This is a genomic window from Bradyrhizobium jicamae, from assembly GCF_001440395.1.
Taxonomy (GTDB): domain Bacteria; phylum Pseudomonadota; class Alphaproteobacteria; order Rhizobiales; family Xanthobacteraceae; genus Bradyrhizobium; species Bradyrhizobium jicamae.
Genome location: NZ_LLXZ01000038.1, coordinates 1 through 14,292 on the forward strand (window position 1 = coordinate 1; position 14,292 = coordinate 14,292).

A 14,292-nucleotide genomic window follows, 5' to 3' on the forward strand; every position below is an offset into this window, starting at 1 on the left:
GCGCTCACCGACGGCCTGTCCGCAGTGAGCGGGAGACGGCTCCACTCACGCGGGGCCGTCTCCATTTTCGCGGGCGTCCCTGCTGCCTGCCCAGCCGAAGATCCATGGCTGCTAGACTAACGCAGTGGCGCGCCTGAGGGCGCGTCCTCATAAACGCCTCGCGTCTGCTTTGAAGCGCAAACCGGAAAACGTTCGATCGCTCTGAGCCTTACCGCTTCGGACCCGGAGCGGACTAACGCTTGGTATAATGACGAAAACTGCTTACCATCGGTGCTAGTGGCGGGGCGTTAAGCTCATGGGCGTTGCGACGCCTTTTGGCCGTTAGCCACGTGGCTGCAGCAATTGCCTTTACCCGATTTGTCGTCGGAATCGGTCGCGTCTCGAAACCTGCAACGTCCAAGTATGAGCTTGCCATGAGCCCGAACCTCGCTTGGCGCCCAATTCGTTTCACCCCGCAACTCGAGCGCACCTACGTACAATGCATGACGCCGCGCATAATTCTGCTGCAGCGACTTGCATGCATTATCGGCATCGCCTCGTTCGTCGGTTATCAGTTCTGGGATCTACTGCTCGATCCAGAGGCGCTGCCCAGAACGGCACCCATCCGCTTAGCGATCATCGCGATGTTCGCCGTTGTGCTTGTCATTACCTTCGTGCCGTCACTGCGAACGCCGCGGTACCTAATGATTCAGTACATCGTGGTCTACACATTGCTGGGCATCGGTTGGAGCCTAATCTTAGCCAAGTTGCCGAACGGATTTCTTGCAGGCGTTTCCGGCTTTTTGCTAGGTATGATCTTCATCCCCGTCCTCGTTAACGGGGCAATGCAAGCGGCCGTTATTCTGACGCCGCTCGTACTCGGCCCCCTATTGGTCATGACTCTCGCTGGGGCGACGAGGTTGGAAATCGTCAACGCCTTCTCGTGGATTGTGGGCGGCGCGGGCTTTGCCGTGGGCTTTGCCTATTTGCTTGATGTCATTAATCGACATGCCTTCCAGCTTGAGCAATTGCTCGAGGCCGAAAAGACCCGCTCGGAAAAGCTACTGCTCAACGTCCTTCCGGCAGAGATCGCGGAACGGCTGAAAGCGGGAGAAGAGCCGCTGGCCGATCACTGTGGATCGGTCACGGTGTTGTTCGCCGATCTCGTCGGATTCACCGAACTGTCGAGAAAGCTGCGGGCAAACGACCTGGTCAATCTTCTCAACGACTTGTTTTCGCGTTTCGACAACCTGGTTGAGCAGCATCGTGCCGAGAAGATCAAGACGATCGGCGACGCTTACATGGCTGCGGCGGGGCTATCTGGCAATAAGCGCGACCACGTCGCGGCAATAGCCGACCTCGCCCTAGATATGCGGATGGCATTCGTCGAGTTTTGTCAGGATCATCATCTAGAACTCAAGCTGCGCATAGGCGTGCACTCGGGCGAGGTTGTCGCAGGTGTGATTGGCAGACAAAAATTTGCGTACGACCTATGGGGTGACACTGTGAACGTTGCAAGCCGAATGGAGTCTGGCGGCCTGCCGGACGAAATTCAGATCTCAGCGGAGACCAAGGAGTTGCTTCCGGCCCGTTATCGTGTGGTGCCCCGTGGGGAAATCGAAATTAAGGGCCACTTGCAGCGCATGACGTATTTCCTGCAAGGCGGGGTATGACACTGAACCGCAGAATGTCGGCTCGTAGTTTCGTTTGAGAACGTCGCCTGTTGGCCCAAAGCAGCGGTCCAGGATTGTCCGCTCTCGAGCCGCTATTGAGGCCAAGCGGACGTTTCTCTCTAGTCTGACGAAATGGGCGCTGCGATTTTGGCTCGCGAAAAAATGGGGCAGTAACCGGTACCGGTACCTGCTCGATTGCGATCCCGGGAAACCGGGGTGGGGTCGAGCCCCCTACCCCCTTACGGATGCATCCCAAACAGCACGTTCACCGCCATCGCCGTGTGAGCGCGTGCCAATGATTTCAAATCTGCAGGTGCCTTCGCCATTTAGCGTCTTCCATACCGTCTCGATTGGGCCATGATGTCCGTCGTGGTTCGGAGCCGTGATAAGCGAGTATCAACGCCTTCTGCCCCGATCGCAGCGCCCCCGATGAGCGTAGCAAGAAGGGGGGACCGATTATGGCGATTTCGATTTCTACGATCGTCGCGGGGGCTCATCTTGTCGTCGCAGTGGCCGATCAGATGCCTACGTTCCACATCGCCCGAAGCTGCAAATTGGATACGGCCGCGACGGCCAGCGATTCAGTTCAGCAGTCCCTCAACAACTGCGTGGACGATGAAAACAGGGCCCGGCAGCAATTAGGGGGCCAGTGGTCCAAATTCTCGGCCGCCAGCAAGGCGCAATGCATTCCGCTGGAGGGTATCGGCGGTGACCCCAGCTATGTGAGCCTTTTGACCTGCCTGCAAATGGATAAGTGGGAAAAGGACGACTAAATTTCAAACTGAGACACACCCGGCCGTGATAGCAGCAAAATCGAAAGCATGCTTTCCGCACATTTTTCCCCTCCCCGCCGCAATAGCAAAAGCATGCTTCAGATCACGCGTGGTTGGTCTTATCCGAGAACAGCTCCCCGACGTCGGTGGCTGTCGAGCGGCTCGACGCTTTGAACTCCCCAAAGATTATGATATTGGATCAATTGCATCCTGAGAGGGCCTGACGGCCCCGCCAACCAGCCTTTAGACCGGCAACGGTGGCACGACGATGTGGCCCGCGAGGGCAACAGTAGGTCGCCAGTCCTCCAGATGCGTGTGCCGTCTTGGAGGATTTTTTTATGCTGCAGTCCCGACGTGGATTTCTGATTGGTGCCGGCGCCGTGCTGACAGCGGCGTTCGTGAAGGATGCGCGCTCGTTCATACAGCGGACAAACGAGCCCCTGATGGCGTCGCCATCGGAAGTGGTCGAGACCATGTATTGGCATGAAATTCCCGACGACGGCTATCAGCTTACCCTTGGCCCGTGGAGCTTTCCGCCGCCCCCGCCGACGTGGAGAGAATTTTTTGTTAAAGAGGGCATCCCGCACCTGACCGACGTGGAGATCGAGAAGCTCTGTTCCTCTCACTGCATTCAGCCGGGAGATTTCGATAAGCCTGTCCAAAGGCGCTATTGGGAGGATTGGTTTGACATCACCAGTGGCCCGCTTGCTAGGGCTTATCACCTGCTCCAAAGAATTGATCTCGGCCCTTCGCGCGGCTCGGGGCGCGGACCGCACCTCGAGTTCAACGTGGGGTCTCATCCCGGCGATAGCACCCATTACGTCAACGCGAAGGACATGCTTTCGCTGTCGCTTCTGCAGGCGCGGCTGCTTGATCTCAAGTTGCCGATCAGGATCGCGAAAGGCGAGTAGCTTTGGTATGCCCGGGCCGCCGGTACTGGCTCTCAGTGCCAGGTTCTGCAGAGGCCGCCTTCCATCGAAGTTCCGCGTCGCCACTCGGCGAAACTCGCGGGGATCGCGAGAAGATGGGGCAATAACCGGTAGCGGTACCTGCTTGATCTGAAACCCGATCATCGGACCCGGGGAGCGCTTGCCGCTGATCGGTGACCGACATGACCGTCGCGCCGCGAGCGTGGCCCCAGGGCTTCCTAGCGCGGTGTTTGCGGACCCGTTCGGCCCCGGTCATCGGCATGGTCTTCAGGTGCGCCTCGGCCAATGCCTTCTTGAGCCGCTTGATCTCAGCCGCGTTGAGCAGGCACTGCGAGCACGCGACCGCGATGGCCATGGTTTTCGGAGTAACGGTCGGCGTTACAGTACGGCCGCCGTTACAAGTTTTGCGACGGCTGGCGTTACAGTGTTCGCGTCGTGGCAGAGCCTCGACCAGTGGCGCTCGCCGCAGGTTCAGCAGAGTGGGGCTTCCATCGGATCACCTATTGCAGCGCGAAAGGGGTCCGGGGTTTCGCGAAAATGTGGGGAAGCGACCGGTACCGGTACCTGACGCGATCGGCAGTGGTCGAACTACTCGCTATAACGGTGCCATGAGCTACAGTCCGACGTGAGACACCGCATCACCTCCCGCCGCCCTGTCATCTGCCTGGCCGAGCGGCTGGTTCCGGCGATTAGACCGGCCCGGAAGCCGGCCCGGAATGTCCGCCTGTCTATCGCCGCGCCGCGAAAACGGCCGCCACTAAATCTCGCGGCGTGAAAACCGCCTCTACCAAAGCCGCCACCTCTGTAGAAACCACCGACGCCGAAGCGGCCGTGGAAGCCGCCACCGCCGCCATGAAAGCCGCCACCACCACCGACGCCATGAAAGCCGCCACCGCCACCGCGCGCCGACACAACGTCGGGCGCAAGAATTCCAAGTGCTGCGGTCGCCAACAACGCGATCATGACTTTACGGAACATGACTGGCCCTCTCTCGTCCAAGAAGTTGACGCCTAGGGCATATGGCCCGCTGGGTCGCTCTCTAGCCTTTGGGTCAGGCTACTCTCATAACCGACGAACTGCCAAAACTGATGAAACCGACAATTAACAAACGACAGTTCTGCGAATTGCAGTGTTAACCAGGTCACCGGTAGCAGTACCTGCTTGATCTGAATCCCGATCACCCGGACCCGGGGTCGAGCGCCCTATTCTCCCGACCGGAACGACCATGATTTGCGGTAGTTGCCTCGTCATGCGCCAGTTGCAAAAAAATCCAATGTCTTCAGCTTCTCCAGAAATCCTTAAACCGGGTCGGTGATAGCTCCGTGTACCTCACGGTGTGCTGGATGTTCCTGTGGCCGAGATAGGCCTGCAAGCCTCGCGTATCGTGGCCCTTGTTGGCCAAGGCAAACCCGCAAGCATGACGCAGCATGTGCGGGTGGGCCTTGAACGACAACTTCGCTTCGACGCCAGCCCGCTCCATCATCCGGGCGAACCCGGCGGTCGTGAACGGTCCAGCCCGCTCGCTGGTAAACACAAACGGCGATTTCGGCTGCTGTTCTCGCTGCAACCTGCGCAGCGCCCGCAGCTCGTCCCCCATAATCGGGTGCGTGGCCGGAGTGCCCCGCTTAACCCGGCGGACATGCAGCGTGGCGCTGACAAAATCGATTTGGTCCCAACGCAGGTCGACCAGTTCAGACACCCGCAGACCATGCCGCCACGCCACAAGGATCATCGTGCTGTCGCGGTGTCCTCACCGATTGCCCGTCGCGGCCTGGACCAGCCGCTCCACTTCGGTCTCGGTCAGATGCTCGCGACTGCGCAGCTCGGCATTGGGGCGGCGCGTCGGTCTGACTGTTCGTATTTCGGTGGTTGGTGCGACCAGTTGGAGATGGGATTTCGCCATATCTATCGGCCCCCGCGCAGGATGACTGTTCGTATCATGCTCTTTTTACGAACAGTGTCAAACAAGATAGCGGCCGCACACATCGTATTTCAGCATCATGATTTAGGTCGACTGCGGCTTCGCGTGCGAAAGCAGGCAATAGCCGTCCGGATTTGAGTTTCCTCCGGCGCCTGCTAGTCGGGAATCAAATTCGTCTGTTGCCTGAGGTCTCGGCCGCGACGTTCACTTCGTCAGCAAGCTGATGAGCGCAGCTGTCACCGAGCGGGCGCCGACGTCGATCTACTCCTGCTAACCACTACGCCGCGCTGGCCGAGAAGGAGCGCGCTGCCAGAAAGTGCAGGGCAAGCAGCTTGGCAATTCGAAGCTGGTGACGGCCGCGACCAAGCCCGACAAGATACTTCCGCCGATCCTGCAGAAGCTTGCCAAGGGCCACTTCGTCAGGCGTGACGCTGCCGACGCATATCATCTTCCCACTCAGGCGCGCCGTGCCGCCGGTTAGCCGACCGACGTCAATCCTTATCGCCGCCCTCGACGATCTGCCTGATGGTGACGCGGATATCCTTGTCCTCGCCCGAAACCTGCGTCGGCAGCACCTTGCCCAACAACGACATGAAAGGTCCGGGGTTCTCCCTCGCCTGTACCATGAGATAGTTCACGAGGCCGTCGGGCTCGCCGCCGCCCGCGGTTTCGGCCGCCTTCAAGATCGCGTCCTTGAGCAAGGCAGTGGCCCTATTCGGTACCCCTTTGGGCCGCCCTGGTCCGGGCGTGCCATCACCGGGGCGCGGGTTTTTTACGGTTTCTTTAACCTGCATGTCGCTTCGCCTCAGACGCCAGTTCCTGCGCGTCCCGGTCCAGTTTCAGGAGCGCTCGGCTTTGAAGGATAGCTTGACTATAGCGCAGTTGGTCGTCCCAAGGGATTCAATCCCGTCACCTTTTAAATTCCGAACCCCCACGCTTTCATACGCGATGCGATATGGCTCTCCCCGGGTAAGGCTCAAGGCTAGGAGGTCGCGGGGTGCGATTGCCGCGAGGATCGCCCGCCGCTGTTTTTTAGGGTGCGGCTCGCTCGACATGTTGAACGTTCTTGAGATCTCTCCCTCATCATGGCCTTCCCGCTTTGCTAGGACTCAAGTTCGGCTGCGCCATCCGCTGCTCCAAACATTCAAAAACTAGGGGACGCTAACGCTACGCTAACGCTGCGAACGAACGCTCCTCCACGGGCGTGGAGCGTTCGTCGGCAAGCCGTTCAAGCGTGAACGATGATATTTCAATGGGTTGAGTCCAATTCGCTCTTATCGTTCAGACCAGCGTTCAGGGCGAACGAACGGCCTGTTTTTCGACCCCTCGTCGTTCAAGCGATCGTTCAGGTGGTTGGCGGTTCAACAGCTCACTCGTTATCGTCCTTCCAGCCAATCTCACGCTTGCCCTTTGGTGTGATCCGGTACTTGTTACCGCGGCGCTCCAGTAACTTCTCGTCGACCAGCCGACTACATATGGCGAACACCTTCGATTTTTGCGGTTTGCCGGTCGCGCCTACGAATCCGCAACTGATGGCAAGGTTTGCAATCGAGCTGTTCCGGTTGGTGGCAACCGCTCGCAGGAGCATGTTCTCTTCGCTCTCCTGCTTGCCCTCTTCCATTTGCAGCTTGAGCTCGGAGACAGGCTTAGCGACGACGGATGGCATGAGGCGCCCCGCCGCGTCGGTCACTCTGGCGCTGTCGGCGATGTCCAACTCGAACGTCATCGGTTCGAATTCCGGCCCGCGGAACTTGCCCTGCCAATGCAGCGTGGTCTGCCGTTCGGCTGACGCCCAGAGCGTCAGGTTGCCGTCGACCTCGTTCAGGAAGGCGCTGCCCCCCATCGGCAGCAGGTTGTCACGTAAGGCGTTCTTAACAGGGTGACAATTGACCAGCACGGCCGGTTTGCCGGGCAGGAAGGTCAGTTGCCGCAACAGCCGGGCATACGCCCCCTGCTGAGAATTGCTGTTGGTTTCGTCGCCGGGGAAGTAGGCCGCACCCGTGTCCACGATGACCAGGACGAGATCGCCGATCTTTGCTGCCTCGGCCCTGATCTCCGGCATCTTGGCGGCAATGTCGATAACCCCGTCCACAAACCGCATCTTGAGGTCTTCGGCCTTGAAGTCATAAGCGTCGGCCAGCACTAGGAACCGCGCCCTGATGTCATCAGGATTCTCTCCAGCCAGCAGCAGGACCGTCCCTTCCTTGACCTCGTTGCCGTGCATCGGCACGCCACGGGCTATCGCCTGCGCGACGTACATGGCGACCGCCGTCTTGCCGTGACCAGTGCGTGCCGTAAGGCTGTACAGGTAGCCACATTGCAGGACACCGTCGACCAGATAGGCCGGCGGCGAGAACCCCGCCACAAACTGTTCCGCACTCAGCAGCAGCGGCAACGGCTGGCCAATATCGAGTTTGGATTCCTCCGGGAGCGGCTCAAATCCGAAGGGGGGCGGTTTCGGCTTGCGGGCCCTCTCCGCCACCCTGCCTTCCCATTTTCTCATCAGGGCCTGCCACTTCTGCCAGAACAGCGTCCATCCGCGACCTTCCTCTTCCAGCAATTCAGCTTTGGTCTTGCGCGGATCGGTTAGGCGGCTGACAACGAGGCTTTCGTAGATCAGGTATTTTTCGAGTGCCTTTGCCCGCTCCTCGGCCTCGCCAGGCCTGATCGGACACTCCCGGTACCAATCGATCACAGCGGCATAGATCAGCCGGGTCATTTTCCATTCGCGTCCGTCGCGCTGGTGACCGAACGCGTCGTAGTCGCCGCCAGATGGAACTGTCTGTTCCCTGCGCGTGCCGCCGCCCTTGTCGCCACCATGCTGGGCCACCAGCGCGTCGACGGCGACCAACAGCCACTCCGGCGCCAACGCGATCTCGATTTCGTAGGGCGCGCAGCCGGGAACCCACCGATAGCGGCGGCCACTCTCGTGCAATGACGCTGGCAGCACCGCAAAGCCACCCTGGCCACGAATATCGACGCCGACGGGCGTCCTGTTGGTTGGAGCTTGCCAGTCCGGACGAGCCCGAAACAGGAGTTGCCGACCGCCGCCGCCGGTCTGCTGCCGGCACGTCTCCGGCTCGATGCCGTTGTTCTCGACGGCGAGGACGCCCCGCCACCAATTATCGGCTGCGGGCCCCTTCTGATCGTCCAAATCGATGACAAAGACATTGCCACTAGCCCGGCCGGTCAACATGCCCATGTTGTCGCGGGCCGCGTGCTCGCCAGCGGCGCCATACCACCGCGCGAATACGGCATCGGGAACGAGGTCTCCCTGAAATTCAGCCCACTCCGAGAGCTTCGGGCGTTTCCACGAGCCACCCTTCGTTACCTCAGATGGAGCAAAGCACGGGATAACCTGCAGGCCGCAGGCACGGTACATGGCAGCCCATTCCGCGGGACTCGCGAAATCAGGGTCAAACTCAGGAATCGAAGCGGGCCCCATCATGGCGCCCCCTTCCCGAGCAATTGCGCAAGGCGTGTTTTTTTCGATAAAGCCAAAGCGCACCTATGTGCGTTGCTCGGGAGTTCACATCGCGGGGAACGTCAGTGGTGCCGGGGCCAGGTCGGGTGCAACCTTCCTGGCCCCACCGGCGCTAGAAGTCGTCAGCGTTGACGGTTTCGTCAGCTTTCGGCGCATCAACCTGCGTCGAGCCGGTAACAGGCGGGCCGCCGTCAGACGGTGCAACGCCACCCAGATCACCACGCGGTGCCCATCCGACGATCTTGAACGTCGGCTGATAGTTGGTCGAAGAATGCTCGCCAGTTCCGGACCTGACGGGCGTCGTCTTTTCCAAGACGATAATCGGTAACTTGCCGGGATGATCGTCCTTCTCCGCCAGATAGCGCGTATACACAGCCTCGACGCCCGCGAGGAACGACTTGGACGTGCCGGCCATCTCGCGGATGGGCTTGTCGCCGCTGCAGTCCTTCGCAAGCTTGATCATCAACCTGACGCCGTGCTTGTGCTTGTCGCTCGGACGATCGGGAAACTCGTTGCCGATCCGAACCAGCTTGAAGTCCGGCGCAATACCGGGAGCGAACAGCACATAGCCGGTTTCCATATTTTCGAAATCGGCAATCGCTTTGAACGACTGAGTGATGTCGACAGCTTTGTTCTCAAAGCTACTGTTGTTCTCGATCCGATCGATTCGGAACATCCGGCCGGCGCGAGCGTCGTACTTGACGATCCGTGTGAAGTCGCCGGTCTCCGACGGCGCGGTCGAGAATCCAAGTATATTCTTCATGATAAACCTCTATCGTTGTTGCTTCGATCAGGCCCGAAGCATTTGCCAATCCCGATTTCTGCGGGAATTCAGATCTGCCAATGCTCGTAGGCGAACTGTCTGGCGCGACCACCCCAATAGAAGCTGTCCAAATCCGGAACTGTGATGCTCTTGAAAAATTCGGGATCGTCGGAAAGCGCGAGAAAATTCTCGATCCTCACCGCGATCTGGCGCAGCGCCTCACGATGCTCGCGGATATTTTCAAGCGCGTAGGTCGCGCACTTCATAGGCGTAGCGTACGTCAGCCGCGCCGCCATGTTGCCTGATGCTGCGTAGAATGCTGCCTGCCGCGCGTGCGAAGCCTTGATCTGCGACGGCAACTTTTCGGTGGTCTTCAGATCGACAATGATTCCGTGCTGTGCCCATTCGAAATCAAAGAAGCCAATGACCGGCAGGCGCAGACCATCCGGCCTCCACTCAACGCGGCCCTGCACGCGCGAGGGAGCGCCGTACGGGCGCAATTCCGCCAGCGCGTGGTCGACGCTGTCGGAGATTGTTTCGCGATACCTCTCGCGCCGGGCATCGGGCGACAGCGCAGTGAGGGTGTCGTATCTGACGACGGCGACCTTGACGCATTCGTCGAGCGACGCGTCAGGGTTCATAATGCCATACGTAACGCCTTCCTCGACGGCAACGCCACGGTGCGCCGGCGCACCAACGGGCTGCCGGACTCCCAGAACCTTCTCCAGCACCCACATGGCAGGACTGGCGCAAAAAAGGGTGGTCGAGCTCGCCGAGTGATGATCGTAGCCGATAGCGTGCGTGCAGCGCTCTCCTGCGGTCATGACGCACCTCGGCTCCACGAGATCCGATCAAGTTCGGGATTGTCCAGAAAACCGCGCTCCCAAACGAACCAGGCAAATGCCACGGAATTGGAAGCACGGTTTCCGGTCCAGCCGTCGCGGTGCATCATCGGCAAACGATTGCGAAACACGTGCACGCGAATGAGCCCGGCGCCTTCCAGCACGTCCCTGCGACGCTCGCTTTCATAGAACGTCAACCTCAGCAGCATGAACACGCGCGGGCAGAGGGTCAGCGCGTGTCGAACGAATGGCTGCGCCAAGCGGTACGGCGGATTCGTAACCACGGCATCGACGGCGTCGATCTCGGCCTGTTTGATGTCCAGGAAATCCTGCACACGGTCCTGACCAAGGCCGTAATCGACGATGTCGTTCTCGACGACGGTGTGACCGGCGTTGCGCAGCACCTTGCTGATGGCGCCGCGACCACAGGCCGGCTCCAGGATCTTCGGCGGCAGCGTCTCGACGGCGAGAAGCGCAAGCGTGGCAGCCTCGGGCGTTTCGTACAGATCCTTACCGCGCGCGGAATCGGGATGACGGATCAGCATCACGGCACCCCGTCAGTGATGTGCCGGGTGTCGGGCGCGGGCCGATCGTCAAATCGAACGCCGCGGTTGCCTCGACCGTGTCGGTTTTCCTGCGCCAGACGCCATTCCGCCGCAGATTCAAACGAGATCAGCGTGCGCGCGCCAACTTTCATCTCGCGCGGGCCTTCACCTTGCTTTTTCAGCTTGTAGAAGAATCCCTCACTGATGCCGTGAGCCTCGCAAAACTCCCGAATACTGAGCGCTAGGCGCGGCGTTGGCGGCGGCGAGACGGCAGCGAATTGGGTGCGGGATTTCGGCATGCTCGGCTCCACGTTCTCCATTGCTGTCCATGATCAGTGACATGGACAACCGAAGAGTATGAGTGGGCCGCCGACGGAAAAATTATCGCGATGATTTTTGTCGCCGACTAATTTTGATCGCTTGAATTTCCGCCGGTCAGACCGATCCCGAATACTGCCCCCATGGCTTGCGACAATGGCGACGCCTCTAATTGTTCGACCAAGCGGCGACGATGTTGTTCCGCCCTACGTGCTTCTCGATGGCGAGTGATGAGGTTGGGAAGCGTGTAAGTCCGCCACGGCTTCTCCTTATCCTTTCGAAGCTCCGCGATGGCCTGCTGGTAGTTCATTTTCTTGGTTTGCTGCAGGGCATCGACTTCTCGAACGAGATCAATCCCCAAGCCGTTGTTCCAGCTCGGCTTTCGTCCTCGCTTCTTACGGATTTCGTGACGAACTTGCATTCCCGGCACGTGCGCCACTGCAAGCTTTGCTGCCAAAGACATCCCGGGATCAGGGTCATCTCGACCGATCGAGTACAAATCGAACAACTTCTCCATTTTGAGAACTCGTTGTTCGAAGATCCGTCGATCGGCCTCGGCCTTGCTTCCGCCAAGGCCTCCCCCCGGCTCGTAAATCGGAGTAGCAAGCTCCCCTGTGTATTTGCCCGGAAAAGTGGATTTGTTCGCCTGGCTTTTCCTACCCATCGCGTGCACCTCGCGAACGAGCACCCTTAGGCGCGCGGAAACTGGCGGTGCGAGCCAGCCTGTCGGATGCCTCCTATCCGCGCTTGAGGTCAGCTTACGCCCGGGACACCTCGCCTCCAAGCCTGACGAATTGCCCCGAGTTCCGAGCGGCGTGCGTTGAACCATCTCTCATCGCGCCAATGCGACTACATTGTCAGCGGCTGGCGTAGGTTCCGACAACAGTCCGACGCGCGTGATGTTGTCGATGGAATGCTCGGTGATATACCTCGAATAATGCTTTTCGATCATCGCGACGCTGGTGTTGTGCAGCGACGCCACCAACCTGATCGGCACGTTTCGCAGCAGCATGCGAACGATGCTGGAGTGTCGCAGACAGTACATCGTCACCTCAGCGGGATCGAGCCCGATGGCGGTGACGACGCTGTCGATGTGGCGATGATAGCTCTGGCCGGGGTTGTCGCCCCACGGTGCGCCGTCGCTCTGCAAAAGTAACGGCGCATCGCTGGCGCGGCCTCGGGCTGCCGCTTTCAATCTCGCCGCCAGTTGCACGGTGATCGGCACCGAAAAGCGTTCAGCCTTCTTCTTTGCGCGGTTGCGGCCACCGCCCTTGGCAGATTTCGGCATCATCAGCTTTGGCCGCACGGGGTGATCGTGCAAATCCTCAACGCGCAAGCGGACAGCCTGCGATGGCCTTGCGCCAGTGATTGCCAGAACGTCGGTGAGCAGACCAAGTCTGTCATCGAGCGCATAGGCCGTGCTGACAAACTCGCGGACCTTGTCGTCAGACAGGATCACGTTGCGCACCTCCTGCGCGTCCGGCAAATTGGCGAGCCCGACTTCCCATGCCTGCCGATTGGCAATTCGCTCGTCGTGCTGCCTCGCCAATTCCAACGCGGCGCACAGGCATCTGCAGACGCGATTGATCGTGGCGGGCGCGAGCTTGCCGATCAGGCTGTCGCGCCACTTCTTCAACTCGGTTGCGGCGAGCAACGCCACGGGCTTGGCCAGCAGCACCGGGGTCAGATGCACGCGCGGGGATTCCGCGTTGTAGGGATTCGCACCGCGCGCCTCGAGATCGCGCTTGTAGTCCTTGAGCGCGCTATCCACGGTGATCGGAGCGCCATCGGTGCCGCCGTCACCACCACGCGCCAGCTTCTTCGCTTGATCCTGCGCCTGATAGAACGTCAGCACATTCTTGGCGTCGGCATCCTCGAAATCGTCGGCTAGAGCAAACCCTTTGGTCCAGTACGAACCGTGGCCGTTGCTGGCCTTCAGCACCCAGGTGCCGTTAGTCTTGTTGCGGCGGTACATCAGCGAAATGCCCCGAGCCAGGGACGGACCGCTGTAGGGCCTTCGGCGAATTTTCAACCGCAAGCGTGCGCTGCGGCTTTCCAGTGCGCTGAAGCTGACTTTGCGTGCCATCAGATCGTGTCCCCGTTCCCGCGAAGTGTCGCGATCGTGTCTGTGAAGGCCCGTGGAGCCGTGTGACACGTTATGGGGATATTGCTCGGGTGATCAATGGCTTGCGGAGTCCACACGACTCCATAGAACTTCATGGGACTATTTATTTTCCCTGCGCAATGGCTTTACGGCTTACTTCGTGCTCTTCCCGGAGAACGGCTCTTTTGCCTCCGTCGCCTTTGAGAAGCTTCGCTTCTCAGGACTTAACGCCAGCACCGCGGCGCCCGAACCACACGACTTCGCCGTACGCTTCCGGCGCGTACGTCGAGTGCGCATTCAGCGTCCACCGCATCTCACCGCACGTTCGTGACGATCGCGAGCGCCCCTCATCCGCCGTGAGACAAGCGGACTTATGCGACTGATTTGGGTCAGAACGAAAGCGGAATATTTTTGATTTGCGGCCTTGACACGATTTCGGAAAATCAGAAGTGATTTGGTTGTCGTGGCATTTTCGGCCTGCGAGCGGCTGACGGCGGGTCGTCAGTCAGCCGGTATGAAGCGAAGTGTGCCAGCGCGACGCGTTGGCTTACCGGTGTCGTTCGTGTGATTGACGCCATCCGTGACAGGCACCTCCGGGAAATCGAATGGGCTTACCCCGTCCAGGCAGGCCACGTTTACGGCAAATGAATTCTGGTTCGATCGTCGCTGATGATGCGTGTAGATTCCGCAGCGGGAACAGAAGAAGTGCTGCGCTGCTCCGGTGTGGAAGCGGTAGCTCGTCAACGCATCCTCACCCTGCAGGAACTTGATCCCACCCATTTCCGCCATGACAACGACGGCGCCTCGCATTCGGCAGTAGGAGCACGTGCAGCGGAGGATCGAATTGAAACCGTCGCTCAGCGTCGCCTCGAAACGCACCGCACCGCAATGGCACTGCCCAGTCCGAACGTTCGTGTTGTCCACCATGTTGCCTGTGTCTCCTGTACAAGAGCCGCTCGCA

15 protein-coding genes and 1 riboswitch are annotated in these 14,292 nt (G+C 59.8%); of the genes, 5 read left to right on the forward strand and 10 right to left on the reverse strand.

All coding sequences use genetic code 11. The features are described 5' to 3' along the window. Positions 1-413 precede the first annotated feature (413 nt). The 4 genes from CQ12_RS06065 (at position 414) to CQ12_RS44915 (ending at position 4,368) form a co-directional block, all read left to right on the forward strand. On the forward strand, positions 414-1,652 hold the full coding sequence (locus tag CQ12_RS06065) for an adenylate/guanylate cyclase domain-containing protein (RefSeq protein WP_057834438.1): 1,239 nt from the start codon (positions 414-416) through the stop codon (positions 1,650-1,652). 458 nt (positions 1,653-2,110) lie between these two features. Next, positions 2,111-2,425 (forward strand): hypothetical protein, encoded by a 315-nt coding sequence (locus CQ12_RS06070; protein ID WP_057834439.1) that lies wholly within the window; start codon positions 2,111-2,113, stop codon positions 2,423-2,425. A 200-nt stretch (positions 2,426-2,625) separates the two neighbouring features. Continuing rightward, positions 2,626-2,726, forward strand: a riboswitch (SAM-I-IV-variant riboswitch). A 37-nt stretch (positions 2,727-2,763) separates the two neighbouring features. Beyond that, positions 2,764-3,336, forward strand: coding sequence for a hypothetical protein (locus CQ12_RS06075; protein WP_057834440.1), 573 nt, complete (start codon positions 2,764-2,766; stop codon positions 3,334-3,336). Positions 3,337-4,125: 789 nt separating this feature from the next. Beyond that, complete coding sequence (locus CQ12_RS44915; RefSeq protein ID WP_057834441.1) at positions 4,126-4,368, forward strand: hypothetical protein; 243 nt, start codon at positions 4,126-4,128, stop codon at positions 4,366-4,368. 265 nt (positions 4,369-4,633) lie between these two features. On the opposite strand, the gene CQ12_RS06085 is transcribed toward CQ12_RS44915, so the two are convergent. Continuing rightward, positions 4,634-5,086 carry a tyrosine-type recombinase/integrase gene (locus CQ12_RS06085; protein WP_198164080.1) on the reverse strand — a complete coding sequence of 151 codons (453 nt, stop codon included), beginning with the start codon at positions 5,084-5,086 and terminating at the stop codon, positions 4,634-4,636. A 505-nt stretch (positions 5,087-5,591) separates the two neighbouring features. Here CQ12_RS06085 and CQ12_RS43435 point away from each other — a divergent pair. Continuing rightward, positions 5,592-5,756: a hypothetical protein gene (locus CQ12_RS43435; RefSeq protein ID WP_157088027.1), complete on the forward strand. Its 165-nt coding sequence runs from the start codon at positions 5,592-5,594 to the stop codon at positions 5,754-5,756. A 10-nt stretch (positions 5,757-5,766) separates the two neighbouring features. Here the strand turns inward: CQ12_RS43435 and CQ12_RS06090 are convergent, their stop codons facing one another. The 9 genes from CQ12_RS06090 to CQ12_RS06135 all read right to left on the reverse strand — a co-directional run bounded on the left by CQ12_RS06090 (position 5,767) and on the right by CQ12_RS06135 (position 14,258). Further along, positions 5,767-6,069, reverse strand: a complete 303-nt coding sequence (locus CQ12_RS06090) for a hypothetical protein (protein WP_057834442.1) — start codon at positions 6,067-6,069, stop codon at positions 5,767-5,769. A 575-nt stretch (positions 6,070-6,644) separates the two neighbouring features. Next, positions 6,645-8,723, reverse strand: a complete 2,079-nt coding sequence (locus tag CQ12_RS06100; RefSeq protein WP_083519147.1) for a bifunctional DNA primase/polymerase — start codon at positions 8,721-8,723, stop codon at positions 6,645-6,647. A gap of 148 nt (positions 8,724-8,871) precedes the next feature. Continuing rightward, the gene (locus tag CQ12_RS06105) at positions 8,872-9,522 is read right to left on the reverse strand and encodes a hypothetical protein (RefSeq protein ID WP_057834445.1); all 651 of its coding nucleotides are present in this window, start codon (positions 9,520-9,522) and stop codon (positions 8,872-8,874) included. Between the two features lie 68 nt (positions 9,523-9,590). Beyond that, a complete protein-coding gene (locus CQ12_RS06110) occupies positions 9,591-10,346 on the reverse strand; it encodes a PD-(D/E)XK nuclease family protein (RefSeq protein WP_157088028.1) in 756 nt (251 codons plus the stop codon). Further along, positions 10,343-10,909, reverse strand: coding sequence for a TRM11 family methyltransferase (locus CQ12_RS06115; RefSeq protein ID WP_057834447.1), 567 nt, complete (start codon positions 10,907-10,909; stop codon positions 10,343-10,345). The genes CQ12_RS06110 and CQ12_RS06115 overlap by 4 nt, the downstream gene beginning before the upstream one ends. Continuing rightward, positions 10,909-11,208: a chaperone modulator CbpM gene (locus CQ12_RS06120; RefSeq protein WP_198164081.1), complete on the reverse strand. Its 300-nt coding sequence runs from the start codon at positions 11,206-11,208 to the stop codon at positions 10,909-10,911. The genes CQ12_RS06115 and CQ12_RS06120 overlap by 1 nt, the downstream gene beginning before the upstream one ends. A 107-nt stretch (positions 11,209-11,315) precedes the next feature. Next, positions 11,316-11,891, reverse strand: a complete 576-nt coding sequence (locus CQ12_RS06125) for a hypothetical protein (protein ID WP_157088029.1) — start codon at positions 11,889-11,891, stop codon at positions 11,316-11,318. Positions 11,892-12,059: 168 nt separating this feature from the next. Next, positions 12,060-13,313, reverse strand: a complete 1,254-nt coding sequence (locus CQ12_RS06130) for a site-specific integrase (RefSeq protein ID WP_057834449.1) — start codon at positions 13,311-13,313, stop codon at positions 12,060-12,062. A gap of 519 nt (positions 13,314-13,832) precedes the next feature. Beyond that, positions 13,833-14,258: a GFA family protein gene (locus tag CQ12_RS06135; protein ID WP_057834450.1), complete on the reverse strand. Its 426-nt coding sequence runs from the start codon at positions 14,256-14,258 to the stop codon at positions 13,833-13,835. Positions 14,259-14,292 lie beyond the last annotated feature (34 nt).